The sequence below is a fragment of the Streptomyces sp. NPDC097619 genome, from assembly GCF_040302735.1.
Classification (GTDB): domain Bacteria; phylum Actinomycetota; class Actinomycetes; order Streptomycetales; family Streptomycetaceae; genus Streptomyces.
This window is the reverse complement of sequence record NZ_JBEOSD010000005.1, coordinates 61,171-78,354: the sequence shown is the minus strand read 5'-3', so window position 1 is coordinate 78,354 and position 17,184 is coordinate 61,171. Positions and strand designations below refer to the sequence as shown.

General features: G+C 74.3%; 15 protein-coding genes. 12 read left to right on the top strand and 3 right to left on the bottom strand.

Translation table 11 applies throughout. The features are described from left to right. Positions 1 to 213: 213 nt before the first annotated feature. Together ABTZ17_RS02645 and ABTZ17_RS02640 are read left to right on the top strand one after the other, a co-directional pair. Positions 214 to 804, top strand: a complete 591-nt coding sequence (locus tag ABTZ17_RS02645) for a TetR/AcrR family transcriptional regulator (protein ID WP_352193643.1) — start codon at positions 214 to 216, stop codon at positions 802 to 804. Positions 805 to 919: 115 nt separating this feature from the next. Beyond that, a complete protein-coding gene (locus ABTZ17_RS02640) occupies positions 920 to 3,166 on the top strand; it encodes an MMPL family transporter (protein ID WP_352193642.1) in 2,247 nt (748 codons plus the stop codon). Positions 3,167 to 3,304: 138 nt separating this feature from the next. Here the strand turns inward: ABTZ17_RS02640 and ABTZ17_RS02635 are convergent, their stop codons facing one another. Then, the gene (locus ABTZ17_RS02635) at positions 3,305 to 3,700 is read right to left on the bottom strand and encodes an SsgA family sporulation/cell division regulator (RefSeq protein ID WP_352193641.1); all 396 of its coding nucleotides are present in this window, start codon (positions 3,698 to 3,700) and stop codon (positions 3,305 to 3,307) included. 166 nt (positions 3,701 to 3,866) lie between these two features. Between ABTZ17_RS02635 and ABTZ17_RS02630 the strand changes: the two genes are divergently transcribed. From ABTZ17_RS02630 to ABTZ17_RS02620, 3 genes are read left to right on the top strand one after another with little or no spacing between them, the layout of a single operon-like run. Then, entirely contained in the window at positions 3,867 to 4,949 is a 1,083-nt protein-coding gene (locus ABTZ17_RS02630; RefSeq protein ID WP_352193640.1) for an energy-coupling factor ABC transporter permease, read from the top strand. A 7-nt stretch (positions 4,950 to 4,956) separates the two neighbouring features. Then, positions 4,957 to 5,718, top strand: a complete 762-nt coding sequence (gene cbiQ, locus ABTZ17_RS02625) for a cobalt ECF transporter T component CbiQ (protein ID WP_352193639.1) — start codon at positions 4,957 to 4,959, stop codon at positions 5,716 to 5,718. Beyond that, entirely contained in the window at positions 5,706 to 6,527 is an 822-nt protein-coding gene (locus tag ABTZ17_RS02620; protein WP_502994579.1) for an energy-coupling factor ABC transporter ATP-binding protein, read from the top strand. The genes cbiQ and ABTZ17_RS02620 overlap by 13 nt, the downstream gene beginning before the upstream one ends. 87 nt (positions 6,528 to 6,614) lie before the next feature. Here the strand turns inward: ABTZ17_RS02620 and ABTZ17_RS02615 are convergent, their stop codons facing one another. Then, positions 6,615 to 7,838, bottom strand: coding sequence for a serine hydrolase domain-containing protein (locus tag ABTZ17_RS02615; protein WP_352193638.1), 1,224 nt, complete (start codon positions 7,836 to 7,838; stop codon positions 6,615 to 6,617). Between the two features lie 152 nt (positions 7,839 to 7,990). Then, a complete protein-coding gene (locus ABTZ17_RS02610; protein ID WP_502994578.1) occupies positions 7,991 to 9,739 on the bottom strand; it encodes a dolichyl-phosphate-mannose--protein mannosyltransferase in 1,749 nt (582 codons plus the stop codon). Between the two features lie 61 nt (positions 9,740 to 9,800). Between ABTZ17_RS02610 and rsmI the strand changes: the two genes are divergently transcribed. The 7 genes from rsmI (at position 9,801) to ABTZ17_RS02575 (ending at position 17,157) form a co-directional block, all read left to right on the top strand. Beyond that, the gene (gene rsmI, locus ABTZ17_RS02605) at positions 9,801 to 10,706 is read left to right on the top strand and encodes a 16S rRNA (cytidine(1402)-2'-O)-methyltransferase (protein ID WP_352193637.1); all 906 of its coding nucleotides are present in this window, start codon (positions 9,801 to 9,803) and stop codon (positions 10,704 to 10,706) included. Between the two features lie 159 nt (positions 10,707 to 10,865). Beyond that, complete coding sequence (locus tag ABTZ17_RS02600) at positions 10,866 to 11,351, top strand: hypothetical protein (protein WP_352193636.1); 486 nt, start codon at positions 10,866 to 10,868, stop codon at positions 11,349 to 11,351. An 81-nt stretch (positions 11,352 to 11,432) separates the two neighbouring features. Beyond that, positions 11,433 to 12,311: a TatD family hydrolase gene (locus tag ABTZ17_RS02595; RefSeq protein WP_352193635.1), complete on the top strand. Its 879-nt coding sequence runs from the start codon at positions 11,433 to 11,435 to the stop codon at positions 12,309 to 12,311. A 145-nt stretch (positions 12,312 to 12,456) separates the two neighbouring features. After that, positions 12,457 to 13,890 (top strand): resuscitation-promoting factor, encoded by a 1,434-nt coding sequence (locus ABTZ17_RS02590; RefSeq protein ID WP_352193634.1) that lies wholly within the window; start codon positions 12,457 to 12,459, stop codon positions 13,888 to 13,890. Then, positions 13,887 to 14,798: a 16S rRNA (adenine(1518)-N(6)/adenine(1519)-N(6))-dimethyltransferase RsmA gene (gene rsmA, locus ABTZ17_RS02585; protein WP_352193633.1), complete on the top strand. Its 912-nt coding sequence runs from the start codon at positions 13,887 to 13,889 to the stop codon at positions 14,796 to 14,798. Before ABTZ17_RS02590 ends, rsmA begins: the two co-directional genes overlap by 4 nt. Next, positions 14,795 to 15,739: a 4-(cytidine 5'-diphospho)-2-C-methyl-D-erythritol kinase gene (locus ABTZ17_RS02580; RefSeq protein ID WP_352193632.1), complete on the top strand. Its 945-nt coding sequence runs from the start codon at positions 14,795 to 14,797 to the stop codon at positions 15,737 to 15,739. The genes rsmA and ABTZ17_RS02580 overlap by 4 nt, the downstream gene beginning before the upstream one ends. Before the next feature lie 95 nt (positions 15,740 to 15,834). Beyond that, positions 15,835 to 17,157: an acyltransferase family protein gene (locus tag ABTZ17_RS02575; RefSeq protein WP_352193631.1), complete on the top strand. Its 1,323-nt coding sequence runs from the start codon at positions 15,835 to 15,837 to the stop codon at positions 17,155 to 17,157. Positions 17,158 to 17,184: the final 27 nt, after the last annotated feature.

The window sequence follows — 17,184 nt, the reverse complement described above, 5'->3', positions numbered from 1 at the left end:
CTCATGGCGGGGCTTGGTTTTGGTGGCCGTGGGCTTCGGCCTCGCCGCGGGGCTTGGGTTTGTCGGCTGTGGGCTTCGCCAGTGGGCGTTCGGTGGGGTGGGCGGGGGATGCTGGACTTGGTCGAGTGGAAACGAAACAGTTTCGTTTCGCTGGTGTGCGGGGTATGGTCGTAGCGGTACGAAACCGTTTCGTTCTGAAGGGAGTCCGGGAAGATGGCCGACGCGGTCTCGTCGCGGCGCAGCAGGCTCACCCCCGAGCGGGAGGCCGAGCTGCTCGAGGCGGTCCTCGACCTCCTCCGTGAGGTGGGGTACGAGACGCTGACCATGGATGCCGTCGCCGCCCGCACCAAGTCCAGCAAGGCCACGCTCTACCGCCAGTGGGGCAGCAAGCCGGAGCTGGTCGCCCACGCCATGCGGTGCACGAAGCCGATGTCCCTCCGGGACATCGACACGGGCAGCCTGCGCGGCGATTTCGGGATGATGGTCGAGCACTCCGACGACGCCCAGATGGCCAAGGACACCGCGCTCATCCGCGGGCTGGCCCACGCGGTGCACGAGAGCCCCGAGCTCCACCGGGCCCTGCGCGACCTGCTCGTGGAACCGGAGATCAACGGACTCCAGCTGATGCTCCGGCGGGCCGTGGACCGGGGGGAGATCGCCCCGGACCGCCCGGCCCTGGAGTACGTACCGCACATGCTCATCGGCGCGTTCATCGCGCTCCCGCTGATCGAGGACAGACCGGTGGACCGGGCCTTCCTCGCCGACTTCATCGACGCCGTGGTGTTCCCCGCCCTCGGCGCCTGATCCAGAACCCGTCCCGCCCCTCCCCAGCAGGACCTCCTGACACGTACCGCTCTCGTCGTCGGGCGGCTTCCGCACGCCCCGTCCCATCCCACGACCTGAACGGGAGACCACTTCCGTGGCAACCTTCCTCTACCGCCTCGGCCGCGGTGCGTTCCGGCGCCGCCGGTTCGTCGCCCTGGCCTGGGTGGCGCTGCTGCTGCTCGCCGGTTTCGGCGCGGCCTCCGCGGCGACCCCGACCTCCAGCTCCTTCTCCATACCGGGCACGGAGGCGCAGCGCGCCTTCGACCTGATGGAGCAGCGCTTCCCGGGCCAGCGCGCCGACGGGGCCACCGCCCGCGTGGTCTTCAAGGCCCCCGCCGGGCAGAAGATCACCGACGCCGGGCCCAAGGCCGAGATCGAGAAGACCGTCAAGGAGCTGCGGGACGGTTCGGACCAGGTGGCCTCGGTCGCCGACCCGTACCAGGCCAAGGCCACCAGCCAGGACGGCTCCACCGCCTACGCCTCCGTCTCGTACAAGGTCAGCGCCATGGAGCTGACCGACGACACCCGCGAGGCCCTGGAGGACGCGGCGACCGCCGCGCAGAAGAGCGGGCTCACCGTCGAGATCGGCGGTGACGCGCTGACCGTGATGCCGGAGACCGGCTCTGGGGAGATCATCGGCGTCGGCGTGGCCGCCGTGGTCCTCGTGATCACCTTCGGTTCACTGGTCGCGGCCGGACTGCCGCTGCTGACCGCGCTGATCGGCGTCGGCATCGGCGTCTCCTCCATCACCGCCCTCGCCAACGTCCTGGACCTGGGCAGCACCACCTCCACGCTGGCGATGATGATCGGCCTCGCGGTCGGCATCGACTACGCCCTCTTCATCGTCTCCCGCTACCGCGCCGAGCTGGCCGAGGGCCGGGACCGCGAGGAGGCGGCCGGTCGGGCCGCGGGCACCGCCGGATCCGCGGTGGTCTTCGCCGGCCTCACCGTGGTCATCGCCCTGGTGGGCCTGGCCGTGGTCAACATCCCGATGCTCACCAAGATGGGCTTCGCGGCGGCCGGGACCGTGGTCATCGCCGTCCTCGTGGCCCTCACCCTGGTCCCCGCCATGCTCGGCTTCGCCGGCAAGCGGGTGCTGCCCGCGGGCAGCAAGTCCAAGCTGTTCGGCAAGGGCCGCCCCGAGGGCACCGAGGCCAAGCCGAACGGCGGCACCCGGTGGGCGCGGTTCGTGCTGCGCCGCCCGGTGATGGTGCTGCTGGCCGGTGTGATCGGCCTCGGCGTGATCGCCGTACCGGCCTCCAAGCTGGAGATGGGCCTGCCCGACGAGGGCTCCCAGCCGGTGTCCACCACCCAGCGCCGCGCCTACGACCTGCTGTCCGAGGGCTTCGGCCCGGGCTTCAACGGCCCGCTGCTGATGATCGTCGACGGCAAGGACCTGCGGAACGGCCAGGACATCGACCAGGCCGTCGACGAGGTCGTCGGCACGGTCAAGAAGCTCGACGGCGTGGTCGCGGTCATCCCCGGACAGCCGAACAAGGAGGGCGACACCTCCACCGTCACCGTGATCGCGAAGGACCGGCCCTCCTCGGAGAAGACCGAGACGCTGGTCCACGACATCCGCGAGGTGCGCGCCGAGATCAAGAAGGACACCGGCGCCGAGGTGCTCGTCAGCGGCCAGACCGCGATGAACATCGACTTCTCGCAGAAGATGAACGACGCCCTGCTGCCCTACCTGGCCCTGGTCGTCGGACTCGCCTTCCTGCTGCTGATGCTGGTGTTCCGCTCAGTGCTGGTGCCGCTCAAGGCGGCCCTGGGCTTCCTGCTCTCGGTGGTCGCCGCGCTCGGCGCGGTGGTCGCGGTCTTCCAGTGGGGCTGGCTGGGCTCGCTCTTCGGGGTGGAGCAGACCGGCCCGATCATGAGCATGATGCCGATCTTCATGGTGGGTGTCGTCTTCGGTCTCGCCATGGACTACGAGGTCTTCCTCGTGACCCGGATGCGGGAGGCGTACGTCCACGGGGAGCGGCCCGGCCAGGCCATCGTGACGGGCTTCCAGCACGGCGCCCGGGTGGTCACCGCCGCCGCCGTGATCATGATCGCGGTGTTCGCGGGCTTCATCGGCTCCAGCGAGCAGATGGTCAAGATGATCGGCTTCGGCCTGGCCGTCGCGGTGTTCTTCGACGCCTTCGTGGTCCGCATGGCGATCGTGCCCGCGGTCCTGGCCCTGCTCGGCCACCGCGCCTGGTGGCTGCCGCGCTGGCTCGACAAGGCGATGCCCAACGTGGACGTCGAGGGCGAGGGCCTGCGCAAGCACCTCGGCGGTGACGAGGACGCCGGGTCGGGCAACGACCCGGACGGCGAGCGCGAGCTCGTCAACGCCTGATCGGAGCCGAGGCCGGCCCGGTCGGAGCTCCATCGCTCCGACCGGGGCCGGATCGGTCGACGCGGGATCGCGGAGGGCCCGGTCGCACCCCATCGAGGGGGCGACCGGGCCCTCCGGTTTTCCCGGGCCGGCTTCGGCCTAGCGGGTGACGGGGGTGCGCCGGGGCGGGGCCGTACCCGTCACGGCGTAGGTGCGGCGCAGGAAGCGACGGAGCGCCGCGCTGTCGAACTGGATCACCGCCACGCCCTCCGGGGAGTGCAGCTCGACCACCGTCTGCACCCGGCCCGCCGGCCAGACCCGGACGTCCCCGCTGCCGGTCGGCGACTGGAGGCCGGTCTCCAGCAGGACCAGCGGGAAGACCCACTCGTTCTCGGTGTTCTCGGGGGACAGGCCCGGTGGGAAGACGATCCGCACCGCGAGCGGCTCGGCCGGGACGAAGCGCAGCGAGACCGGGACGGCGCGGTAGAGGGGGTCGTCATTGATCACGCGGGCCCGGACCCGGTCCTCGATCGCATCAGACTGCGCAGAAGCCACGACCGCACCTCACTATCGCCACCATCCGACCTATTCCCCTCCAATGTCGCATATCCGGAGGGATAGGTTCCGGGGGCTTTTCGTGATGTGGACGCTCTTGCCAACCGTTTGCAAGTGAGCACTATTCTTGAACGGTTAAACGTTTTGTGAGGAAGCGGAGCAGCCCATGCATGTGCCCGACGGCTTCATCAACGCCCCGGTGTCCGTAGCCGCGGGCGCCGCCGCGGTGGCCGCCGTCGCGGTCTCGCTCAAGGGCGCGCGCCGCGAGCTGGACGAGCGGACCGCCCCGCTCGCCGGTCTCGTCGCCGCCTTCATCTTCGCGGTGCAGATGCTCAACTTCCCCGTGGCGGCCGGCACCAGCGGGCACCTCCTCGGCGGGGCCCTGGCGGCGATACTCGTCGGCCCCTACACGGGGGTCCTCTGCGTCTCGGTGGTCCTGCTCATGCAGGGCGTGCTCTTCGCGGACGGCGGGCTCACCGCCCTCGGCGTGAACATCACCGTCATGGGCGTGGTGACCGTGCTGGTCTCCTACGCCCTCTTCCGCGGCCTCCTGAAGGTGCTGCCCGGCAGCCGCCGCTCGGTGACCGTGGCCGCCTTCGTCGGCGCCCTGGTCTCCGTACCGGCCTCCGCCGCCGCCTTCACCCTGATCTACGCCGTCGGCGGGACCACCGACGTGCCCGTGGGCAAGGTGCTGACCGCGATGGTCGGCGTGCACGTGCTCATCGGCATCGGCGAGGCCCTGATCACCGCGGCCACCGTCGGCGCCGTGATCGCCGTCCGCCCCGACCTCGTGCACGGGGCGCGGGGGCTGACGGCCCCGCTGAAGCTCCGTGTCGACGGCGAACTCGTCGACGCGCCGGCCGCGCCCGCCGCGCCCGCTCCCGCCGAGGAGCCGGCGCCGGCCGCCGCGCGCTCCACCCGCGCCGTGTGGGCCACCGGCCTGGTCGCCGCCCTGGTGCTGGCCGGCTTCGTCTCCTTCTACGCCTCCGCGAACCCGGACGGCCTGGAGAAGGTCGCCGCCGACCAGGGGATCGACGCCAAGGCCGACCAGTACGAGCACGCCACCGCCGACTCCCCGCTCGCCGACTACGGAGTGAAGGACGTGGACGACGCCCGCCTCTCCGGCGGCCTCGCCGGGGTCATCGGCGTCGGCGCCACCGTGGCCGTGGGCACCGGCGTGTTCTGGGCGGTGCGCCGCCGCCGCGCCGAGGACGCCGGCGCCCCCGCCACGGCCGCCCGGGAGGGCTGAGCCCGGCATGGGAGCGGGTCACGCACACCGCCTCTACCGGGCCGGCGACTCGCCGGTCCACCTGCTGCCGCCGCACTGCAAGCTCGCCGCGGTCTTCTGCTTCGTCCTCGTCGTGGTCTCCACCCCCCGCGAGGCCGTGTGGGCCTTCGGCCTGTACGCGCTGCTCCTCGCCGCGGTGGCGGCCGCGGCACGGGTGCCGGCCGGGTTCGTGCTGCGGCGCCTGGTCATCGAGGTGCCCTTCGTCGCCTTCGCCCTGCTGCTGCCGTTCGTGGCGCAGGGCGAGCGCACGGAGGTCCTCGGGCTGTCCGTCAGCGTCTCCGGACTGTGGGGAGCCTGGAACGTCCTCGCCAAGGGCACCCTCGGGGTCGCCGCCTCCGTGCTCCTGGCCTCCACCACCGAGCTGCGGTCCCTGTTGCTGGGCCTCCAGCGGCTCGGGCTGCCGCCGCTCCTCGTGCAGATCGCCTCGTTCATGGTCCGCTACGGGGACCTCGTCACCGACGAGCTGCGCCGGATGTCCGTGGCCCGCCGCTCCCGGGGCTTCGAGGCCCGCGGGATCCGGCACTGGGGCGTCCTCGCGAAGACCGCCGGGGCCCTCTTCATCCGCTCCTACGAACGCGGCGAACGCGTGCACCTGGCCATGGTCAGCCGCGGTTACGCCGGCACCATGCCCGTGATCGACGAGGTGACGGCCACCCGCTCCCAGTGGGCGTACGCCGCCGCCCTGCCCGCCGCGGCACTCGCCGTCTGCCTGATGGGATGGACCCTGTGAACACCCCCCAGTCCCCGTCTCCGGCCCCGGCTCCGTCCGGCTCGGCGGCGCCGGCCGCCGCGGTGCCGCCCTCGCTGGAGGTCAGCGGCCTCGCCTACGCCTACCCCGACGGCCACCAGGCCCTCTTCGGCGTGGACCTGACCGTGGCCCGCGGCGAACGGGTCGCCCTCCTCGGCCCCAACGGCGCCGGGAAGACCACCCTCGTGCTGCACCTCAACGGCATCCTGACCGCCGGGGCCGGCACGGTCACCGTGGCCGGGCTGCCCGTGGCCAAGCGGAACCTCGCCGAGATCCGGCGCCGGGTCGGCATCGTCTTCCAGGACCCCGACGACCAGCTCTTCATGCCCACCGTCCGCGAGGACGTGGCCTTCGGCCCGGCCGCCGCCGGACTGCGCGGGGCCGAGCTGGAGGAACGGGTCCGCACCGCGCTGGACCGGGTGGGCATGGCGGAGTTCGCCGGCCGGCCCCCGCACCACCTGTCCTTCGGCCAGCGCCGCCGGGTGGCCGTGGCCACGGTCCTCGCGATGGAACCGGAGGTGCTCGTCCTCGACGAGCCCTCCTCCAACCTCGACCCGGCCTCCCGTCGCGAGCTCGCCGACATCCTGCGCTCCCTGGACGTCACCGTCCTGATGGTCACGCACGACCTGCCGTACGCGCTGGAGCTGTGTCCGCGCGCGGTGGTCCTCAGCGACGGGGTGATCGCCGCCGACGGCCGCACCCAGGAGCTGCTCTGCGACGAGGAGCTGATGCGGGCCCACCGCCTGGAACTGCCCTTCGGCTTCGACCCGCGGTCCGTCACCCTGGGGTGACCCGGGTCGGAGCGCCGGTCGCCGGGGCGCCGGTCGTCGGAGCGTCGGGACGAGCCGTGTCGGGACGAGCCGTGTCGGTCGGCGGGCTCAGAGGGCCGAGCGCAGGGCCCGTACCAGCGCCTGGGCGCGCGGGTCCGCGGTCACGCTCTTGGCCAGGGCGTTCGTGACGTACCCGAAGGACACCCCGGCCTCCGGGTCGGCGAAGCCCAGCGAGCCGCCCCGCCCCGGATGCCCGAAGGACGCCGGGGACAGCAGCGGCGAGGCCGGACCGTGCAGCATGTGGCCCAGCCCGTACCGGGTGCCCACCAGCAGCACCCGGTCGGTCCCCGCGGACCGCTCCGCCCCGGCCAGCGCCGTGGTCTCCGGCGCGAACAGCCGGACCCCGCCCTCGACCTCGCCGATCGTCGCCGCGTAGAACCGCGCGAGCGCCCCGGCCGTGGCGATGCCGGCCGAGGCGGGCAGCTCGGCCGCCCGGTAGGCCGGGTCGTTCTCGTCGGGCAGCGGGTCGATGGCCCCGAAGGCCCGCCGGGTCAGCGAGGCCGGGTCCCGGTACGCCTCCGAGACCTCCCGGCGCGGCCGGGTCCGCAGCGCCCCCGCGGCCTGCGGCGGCGGCTCCACGGCGGCCACCCGACCCACCCGGTGCGCCTCCTCCGGCGGCAGGCCCACCCACAGGTCCAGGCCCAGCGGAGCCGACACCTCCTCGGCCAGCCAGCGGCCCAGCGTCCGCCCCGTCACCCGCAGCACCAGCTCGCCGAGCAGCCAGCTGAAGGTCTGCGCGTGGTAGCCGTGCGCGGTGCCCGGCTCCCAGAAGGGCTCCTGGGCCGCCACGGCGGCCGGACCGGACACCCCGTCCGCGGCCTGCTCCGGGGTCAGCGGCCGGTCCAGCGCGGGCACCCCGGCCCGGTGCGCCAGCACCTCCCGGACCGTCACCCGCTCCTTGCCCGCCGCCTTGAACTCCGGCCAGTACGAGCCCACCGGGGCGTCCAGGTCCAGCAGCCCCCGCTGGTGCAGCAGCAGCGGCACCGCGGCGGCCACGCCCTTGGTGGCGGAGCGGACTATCTGGGCGGTGTCGGCGGTCCACGGTGCCGCGGGCACCCCCGGCTCCGGATCGGCGTCCCGGGTGCCGGCCCACAGGTCCACCACCGGCCGGCCGTCCCGGTACACCGCCACGGCCGCGCCGCGGTCCCCGCGCTCGGTGAAGTTCCGTACGAACGCGTCCCTGACGGGCTCGAAACCCGCCGCCACCGTGCCCTGGACGTCCACGTCCGCGCTCCCTGGAGTACCGGGCACCCCGGTGGTGCCGCCCACCATGGTGCAACGCCGGCAACGCCCCCCGGCTTCCACCCCCGCCCCGCCCCGGATCACCTCGCGCCACCCGACGACGACCCGTACCGACCACGAGGCCCCCGGCGCCGTGCGGTGCCGGGGGCCTCGTGGGTGGTGCGCGTGCGTGCGGTGGGTGGTTAGACCCAGGTGTCGAACCACATGCGGTTGCGCCAGGAGTCCATGGGGAGGGTCTGGCCGGTGTAGATCGGATAGAAGTAGATGAAGTTCCAGACGATCAGCAGGACCAGGACGCCCGCGCCGATGGCGCCGACCGCGCGGCGGCGTTCGGAGGAGCCGGCCGGGCCCAGGAGGGCGCCGACCAGCATCGCCACCGCCAGGCACAGGAACGGGACGAAGACCACGGCGTAGAAGTAGAAGATGGTCCGCTCCTGGTAGTTGAACCAGGGCAGGTAGCCCGCTGCCACCGCGCAGACGATGGCGCCGGCCCGCCAGTCCCGGCGGAACACCCAGCGCCACAGCACGTAGAGCAGGGCGAAGCAGGCCGTCCACCACAGCAGCGGGGTGCCCAGGGCCAGGACCTCGCGGGCGCACTTGGCCGTCTCGGCGGCGGGGCAGCCGTCGGCGCCGGGGTCGGGGGACTCGTAGAAGTAGGAGACCGGGCGGCCCAGGACCAGCCAGCTCCACGGGTTCGACTCGTAGGTGTGGCCCGAGGTGAGGCCGACGTGGAACTTGTACACCTCGGTCTCGTAGTGCCACAGGCTGGTCAGCCAGTCCGGCAGCCAGGACACCCCGCCCTGTTCGGCGGACCAGTCGCGGAAGTAGCCGCCCTTGCCGTTGTCGGGGCTGAGGATCCAGCCCGTCCAGGACAGCAGGTACGTGCCCAGGGCCACGGGCACCGTGGACAGGAAGGCGGGGACGGCGTCGCGGCGGAGCATCGTCAGGTAGGGCGCGCCCGCTCCGGCCACCCGACGGGCGTGCGCGTCCCAGGCCACGGTCAGGAGCCCGAAGAAGGCCAGCACCACGGCGCCGTTCCACTTGGTGCCGAAGGCCAGGCCCAGGCAGACGCCCGCCAGCAGCCGCCAGGGGCGCCACCCCAGGCGGAGGGTCTCGGCGGTCTCGGCGTCCGGGCGGGTGCGGCCGTCCGCGTCCACGGGCAGGGCGTCGGCGAGTCGGGCGCGGGCCTTGTCCCGGTCCACCAGCAGGGCCCCGAAGGCGGCCAGCACGAAGAACATCAGGACCAGGTCGAGGAGCGCGGTCCGGCTCATGACCAGGTGCAGGCCGTCCACCGCGAGCAGGGCGCCGGCGAGGCAGCCCAGGAAGGTGGAGCGGAACAGCCGCCGCCCGATCCGGCACAGCATCAGCACGGACAGGGTGCCGAGCAGGGCGGTCATGAACCGCCAGCCGAAGGGCGTGAAGCCGAACAGCCACTCGCCGAGCCCGATGACCCACTTGCCGACCGGCGGGTGCACCACGTACCCGGGGTCGAGGGGCAGGGCCACCCCGTCCGGGTTCGCGATGACGGACTTGTCCACGTCCTTGGGCCAGCTCGCCTCGTAGCCCTGCTTGATGGTGGCCCAGGCGTCCTTGGCGTAGTACGTCTCGTCGAATATCACCGCCTTCGGGGTGCCCAGGTTCACGAACCGGAGCACGCCCGCGACCAGTGCGACCAGCAGCGGACCCGCCCAGGCCAGCACCCGCGGCAGGGCGGCGGCGAGGGCGGGGGGCACGCCCAGGGCCGTCCACAGGTGCGGGGAGGGCTGGGCGTACGGCGGCACCAGCCGGGTGCGCACGTCCGCGCGGGCGGCGTCGGTCGGGTGGTAGCCGAAGCGGCGCAGCCGGGCCGACCACGCGGAGGGCTCGGCTCCGCCCGGCGGGCCGGGCGGGGCTCCCGCGGGGTCGGTCTGGGGAGTCGCGGTACTGGTCACCGGCACATCGTAGGGAACGCATCTGTGCGGGACAGGTGATCGGGGCTGCGAGGATGGACGGGTGACAGAACAGCAGCCCCTCCGTCCCACCGCCGCGGCCGGCTCCGGCGCCCCCGGAGTGCTCGTCCTCGCGGGCACGCCCATCGGCGAGATCGCCGACGCGCCGCCCCGGCTGGCCGCCGAGTTGGAGACCGCCGACATCGTCGCCGCCGAGGACACCCGGCGGCTGCGCGGGCTGACCCGGGCCCTGGGCGTGCACACCGGCGGCCGGGTGGTCTCCTACTTCGAGGGCAACGAGTCGGCCCGCACCCCGGAGCTGGTGGAGGCGCTGCTCGGGGGCGCCCGGGTGCTGCTGGTCACCGACGCGGGCATGCCCTCCGTCTCCGACCCCGGCTACCGGCTGGTGGCCGCCGCGGTGGAGAAGGACATCAAGGTCACGGCCGTGCCCGGCCCCTCGGCCGTGCTGACCGCGCTGGCCCTGTCCGGGCTGCCCGTGGACCGGTTCTGCTTCGAGGGCTTCCTGCCGCGCAAGGCCGGGGAGCGGCTCGGGCGGCTCCGTGAGGTCGCGGCCGAGCGCCGCACCCTCGTGTACTTCGAGGCCCCGCACCGGCTCGACGACACCCTGGCCGCGATGGCCGAGGTCTTCGGGGCGGACCGGCGGGCCGCCGTCTGTCGGGAGCTCACCAAGACCTACGAGGAGGTCAAGCGGGGCGGTCTCGGCGAGCTGGCCGCCTGGGCCGCCGAGGGCGTCCGCGGCGAGATCACCGTGGTGGTCGAGGGAGCACCCGAGACCGGACCCGAGGAACTGGACGCGACCGAGCTGGTGCGCCGGGTGCGGGTGCGCGAGGAGGCGGGAGAGCGACGCAAGGAGGCGATCGCGGCCGTCGCCGCCGAGGCGGGACTACCCAAGCGCGAGGTGTTCGACGCGGTGGTGGCGGCAAAGAACGCGGAACAAAAGGTGCCATAGACCGGTAAAGGGCTAACCTGAAAAGCAAAGGATCGACCGCGCACCGGGCGCTTTGGACATGACCTGTCCAAAGGCGGTCCAATACTCGACAGGGCCTGATGCGCTCCCGCCGGAACAGGCGTCCACTGGCATGAGTCACAGCGGACCAGAGGAGCTGGCATGAGTGAGATCGCAGACACACCGGTCCCAGTCCCCGCATCCGCCGTCCCGGATCGTGCTGTCCCGACCGTGCACGAGGCGTACTCCTTCGCCTGCATGCGCTGCGGGTACGGCTGGGAGCAGGCGTACGAGATCGAACACCACGTGGACGGCACCGGCCGGCCCTTCATCATGTACACGGTCCAGGGCGAACGCGTGCCCTCTCCGCTGTCGAGTCCCACCTGCCTGAACTGCGGCGGCCACGTGGTCCGCATCATGCGGGCCGGGCAGGTCGACTCCGTGCTCGGCGTGGTGGACCGGCTCTTCCACCACAACATCGCCCCCGGCATCGCGGGGCCCGTCCCCTCCACCGGCGACGACCACGAGCGCGGCCGGCACCGCCGGGGCGCGACCCACGACGGACCCGGCCCGGTGGCCGTCACCGAGGCCGACCGCGCCGGGATGTTCGCCCGGCTGCGGGCCCGCTTCTCCCGCGGGAGCGCCTGACCCCGCCGGCGGGCCGGGCGCCGGGTCCCGCCGGCCGCCCGCCCCGTCCGAACCGCCGCCCCTCCTCGTAGGATCGGCCGCATGAGCCCCAGCACCTCCAAGGACACCCCGCCGCCGCTGCCCGAACCGCTCCGGGTGCCGGTGGGCGACTCCCACACCCACCTGGACATGCAGACCGGCACCGTCGAGGAGGCCCTCGCCAAGGCCGCCTCCGTCGGCGTGACCGCCGTGGTCCAGGTGGGCTGTGACCTCAAGGGCTCCCTCTGGGCCGCCGAGACCGCCGCCGCCCACCCCCAGGTGCACGCGGCCGTGGCCCTGCACCCCAACGAAGCCCCCCGGATCGTCCACGGGGACCCCGACGGCTGGTCCCGTCAGGGCGCCCGCACCCCGGGCGGCGAGGCGGCCCTCGACGAGGCCCTCGCCGAGATCGAGCGGCTGGCCGCCCTCCCGCACGTCAACGCCGTCGGCGAGACCGGCCTGGACTACTTCCGCACCGGCCCCGAGGGCACGGCCGCCCAGGAGCGCTCCTTCCGCGCCCACATCGAGATCGCCAAGCGGCAGGGCAAGGCCCTCGTCATCCACGACCGCGAGGCCCACGCCGACGTGCTGCGCATCCTCCGCGAGGAGGGCGCCCCCGAACGCACCGTCTTCCACTGCTACTCCGGCGACGCCGACATGGCCCGCGAGTGCGCCGCCGCCGGCTACTACCTGTCCTTCGCCGGAACCGTCACCTTCAAGAACGCCCGCGACCTGCGCGAGGCCGTCGCCGTCGCCCCCGCCGAACTGCTCCTCGTCGAGACCGACGCGCCCTACCTCACCCCCGCCCCGTATCGCGGACGGCCCAACGCCCCCTACCTGATTCCGCTCACCGTCCGTGCCATGGCCGCCGCCCGCGGCGAGCACGAGGACACGCTGGCCACGGCCCTGGCGGCCAACACCGCCCGCGCCTTCGGCTACTGATCCCGGCCCCCGCACCACCCGCCCGGAGGGCTCCCGCGCCACCCCGGTGACACGCTGGGTGACGGCTCGACTTTGGAGAGTGACCCCCGCTCCGCTAGTGTCCCCTGCCCGAACCCCGCCGGGCCGGACCAGTGGAGCAACCGCTTTGAGCGATACGCAGGGCAGTCACCGGGCATCCGGCCGCCGCCGGGGCGGCGCGGCCACCGCCGCCCCCACGGCCGTGGCCCCCGCCGAGACCCCCGTCGTCCCCGGGCAGGGCGGGCCCGTGGACCCCGCGACCGTCCCCGGGACCGACCCCGACCGCACCCCCGGCAGGCGCCGCCGCTCCCGCCGCGAGGGCGAGCCGCGCCGGGAGCCCGCCCCGCGGCGGGAAGGGACCCCGCGCCGCGAGAACCCGCGCCGCGCCGAGGCACCCCGCCGGGAGGACCGGCGCGCCGAGGCCCCCCGCCCCCGCCGGGCCGCCCGCCGCCGCAAGACCGCCACCGGACCCGAGGGTTGGCGGCGCCTGGTCCCCCAGGCCCTCGTGGTCGCCTTCCTCGCGGGCGGCACCTCGGCCTTCGTCGCCAGCGACAAGGCCGTCCGCCTCACCGTGGACGGCACCCCCCGCACCCTGCACACCTTCGCCGACGACGTCGGCGAACTCCTCGCCGCCGAAGGGCTCGACGTCGGCGCCCACGACCTCGTCGCCCCCGCCGTCACCGGCGACCTCGACGACGGCGACGAGATCGTCCTGCGCTACGGACGCCCCCTGACCCTCACCCTCGACGGCACCCGCCGCCAGGTGTGGACCACCGCCCGCACCGTGGACGGCGCCCTGCGCCAGCTCGGCGTCCGCGCCGAGGGCGCCTACCTCTCCGCCTCCCGCTCCGCCCCCATCTCCCGGCAGGGGCTCACCCTCAGCGTCCGCACCGAGCGCACCGTCACCTTCATGGCCGACGGCCGCGAACGCACCCTCCGCACCAACGCCGCGACCGTCCGCGAAGCCCTCGAACAGGCCGGGATCACCCTGCACGGCGAGGACACCACCTCCGTGGACCCCGAACTCTTCCCCCGCGACGGGATGACCGTCACCGTGCTGCGCGTCACCGGCAGCCGCGAGGTCCGCGAGGAGCAGATCCCCTTCGAGACCCGCCGCGTCAAGGACCCCGAGCTGTTCGCCGGCACCGAGGTCGTCGAACAGAGCGGCCGGCAGGGCGCCCGCCGCGTCACGTACGCGCTGCGCACCGTCAACGGCGTCCGGCAGAAGCCCCGCCGCGTCGCCGAGGAGATCGTCCGCGAGCCCGTCGCCCAGATCGTCAAGGTCGGCACCCGGCCCCTGCCCACCTCCGTGGCGGGCGCCGACGGCCTGGACTGGTCCGCCCTCGCCCACTGCGAGTCCGGCGGCCGCCCCGGCGCCGTGGACCCCTCGGGCACCTACGGCGGCCTGTACCAGTTCGACGTGGGCACCTGGCGCAGCCTCGGCGGCAGCGGCCGGGCCCAGGAAGCCACCGCGAGCGAGCAGACCTACCGGGCCAAGAAGCTCTACGTGCAGCGGGGGGCGAGTCCGTGGCCCCACTGCGGCCGTAGGCTTTACCGGTGAGCACCGCAGAGCAGCCCGACGCCCCCGACGCCGTTTCGGCCCCCGACGCCCTCCTGGGCCCCGCCGACATCCGTGAGCTGGCCGCCGTCCTCGGCGTCCGGCCCACGAAGCAGAAGGGCCAGAACTTCGTCATCGACGCCAACACCGTGCGCCGCATCGTGCGCACGGCGGAGGTGCGCCCCGAGGACGTGGTCGTCGAGGTGGGCCCCGGACTGGGCTCGCTGACCCTGGCCCTCCTGGAGGCCGCCGACCACGTCACCGCCGTGGAGATCGACGACGTCCTGGCCGCCGCGCTGCCCGCGACCATCGCCGCCCGGCTGCCCGCGAAGAAGGACCGGTTCGCCCTGGTCCACTCCGACGCCATGCTGGTCCGGGAGCTCCCCGGCCCCGCCCCCACCGCCCTGGTCGCCAACCTGCCCTACAACGTGGCCGTCCCCGTGCTCCTGCACATGCTCGACCGGTTCCCCACCATCGAGCGGACCCTCGTCATGGTCCAGGCCGAGGTCGCCGACCGGCTCGCCGCCCGCCCCGGCAACAAGGTCTACGGGGTCCCCTCCGTCAAGGCCAACTGGTACGCCGAGGTCAAGCGCGCCGGCGCCATCGGCCGGAACGTCTTCTGGCCCGCCCCCAACGTCGACTCCGGACTGGTCTCCCTGGTGCGCCGCACCGAGCCCGTCGCGACCACCGCCACCAAGGCCGAGGTCTTCGCCGTCGTCGACGCCGCCTTCGCGCAGCGCCGCAAGACCCTGCGCGCCGCCCTCGCGGGCTGGGCCGGCTCCGCCGTCGCCGCCGAGGCCGCCCTGCTCGCCGCCGGGATCTCCCCGCAGGCCCGCGGCGAGGCCCTCACCGTCGAGGAGTTCGCCCGCATCGCCGAGCACAAGGACGCCCACCAGGAGGCCGCCGCGTGAGCACGGCCCCCGGCACCCCCGAGGCCCCGGGCGCCGCCCGACAGGTGACCGTACGGGTCCCCGCCAAGGTCAACGTGCAGCTCGCGGTGGGCGCGGCCCGCCCCGACGGCTTCCACGACCTCGCCAACGTCTTCCTCGCGGTCTCCCTGTACGACCGGGTCACCGCCACGCCGGCCGCCCCCGGCGAGCTGACCGTCACCTGCTCCGGCCCCTACGCCGACCAGGTGCCCCTGGACCGCGGCAACCTCGCCGCCCGCGCCGCGGAACTCCTCGCGGCCCGCCACGGGCTCAGCCCCGACGTCCACCTTCACATCGACAAGGACATCCCCGTCGCCGGCGGCATGGCCGGCGGCAGCGCCGACGGCGCCGCCGCCCTGCTGGCCTGCGACGCCCTGTGGGGCACCGGCGCGAGCCGCGAGGAACTGCTGGAGATCTGCGCCGAACTCGGCAGCGACGTCCCCTTCAGCCTCGTCGGCGGCGCCGCCCTCGGCACCGGCCGCGGCGAACACCTCACCGCGCTGCCCGCGGGCACCTTCCACTGGGTCTTCGCCCTCGCCCACGGCGGCCTGTCCACCCCGGCCGTCTTCCGCGAGTTCGACCGCCTCACCGAGGGCACCCCGGTCCCCGCCCCCGAAGCCTCCCCGGCCCTGCTCGCCGCCCTCGCCGCCGGCGACCCCGAGGCCCTGGCCGGCACCCTGGTCAACGACCTCCAGCCGGCCGCGCTCTCCCTGGCCCCCGGCCTCGCCGCCACCCTCGACGCCGGACTCGGCGCGGGCGCCCTCGCCGCCCTCGTCTCCGGCTCCGGCCCCACCACGGCCTTCCTGGTCCCCGACCCGGAGACCGCCGCCAAGGTCGCCGACGCCCTCGAAGCCTCCGGCACCTGCCGCGCCACCCGCACCGCCCACGGCCCCGTCCCCGGCGCCACCCCCGTCCCCACCTGACCCCCGACCCGGACCGGCGGCGGCACCACGTACTCAGGCGCGGATGAGTAGGCGCGCCCTCCCGGTGGGGTGGGGGAGGGCGGGAGCGTGGGGGCATGGGACAGCGTGCTTCCGAACTCGCCGCCGCCACGCCGCAGTCGCGTGACCGGTACGTCGACCTGCTCCGGGTGGTCTCGCTCGGGACCGTGGTGCTCGGCCACTGGCTGATGGCCGTGGTCACCGCCGACGGGGTGGGCAACCTCCTCGCCGAGGTGCCCCGGCTCCAGCCGCTGACCTGGCTCTTCCAGGTCATGCCGGTCTTCTTCTACGTGGGCGGCTTCTCCCACGCCCTGTCCCACCGCTCCCTCGCCCGCAGGCTGCCGCCCGGGGTGCCCGGCTACGCGGCCTTCCTGCGGGTCCGGCTCCGCCGGCTGCTGCGGCCCACCCTCGTCTTCGTCCTGGTGTGGGCCCTCGCGGCCCTGGCCGTGCAGCTCGCGGGCGGGGGCGGCGGGCTCACCGGGGCCGCCCTGCGGCTGGTCACCCAGCCGCTGTGGTTCATCGGGATCTACCTCGCCGTGGTCGCCCTCACCCCGCCCCTGCTCCGGCTCCACGAACGGTACGGCTGGGGGGCCTTCCTCGGGCTCGTGGCCGCCGCCGCGGCCGTGGACCTGCTCCGCTTCGCGGGCGGGGTGCCCTTCGCCGGGTTCCTGAACTTCGCCTTCGTCTGGCTCGCCGTGCACCAGCTCGGCTTCCTGCGCGCCGACGGCCGTCTCACCCGCCCCGGGCTCCTGGCCGCCGCGGGAGCCGGCGGCGCGGTCCTGCTCGTCGCCCTCGGCCCGTACCCGCTGTCCATGGTGGGGATGCCGGGCGAGGAGGTCTCCAACATGGCCCCGCCCACCCTCGCCCTGCTCTGCCACGGGCTCTGGCTCACCGGCGCCGTGGAGCTGTTGCGCCGGCCCGCCGCGGCCCTGCTCGCCCGGCCCCGGGCCTGGCGGGCCGTGGTCGCCGCCAACGGCATCGCCATGACGGCCTTCCTCTGGCACCTCACCGCGATGCTCGGCGTGTACGGGATCCAGCTCGGCCTCGGCGGGGCCCTCCCCGAGCCCGCCGGCGCCGCCTGGTGGGCGCAGGTCCCGGTCCGGCTGCTCGGGGCGGCCGCGCTCACCGCCCTCTGCGTGGCCGCCTTCCGCCGCTTCGAGCAGCCGGGCGGGGCGGGTCCGCGGCCCGGTCCGTGGCAGCCCGCGGCCCTGGGCACCGTGCTGTGCCTGCTGGGGGTCCTCGGCCTCTCCGTGACCGGGCTCGGCGGGCTCCTGGAGGGTCACAGCGCCGTCCTGGTGGCCGTGCCCGTGACGGCGCCCGCGGCCATCGCCCTGGTCCTGGGCGGCTGGGCGCTGGTGGAGCGTTCCGGGTCCGCGCGGAAGGTTAGGGTGAGGGGCTGATCCTTCCCCTTTCCTGGAGCGCGTCTG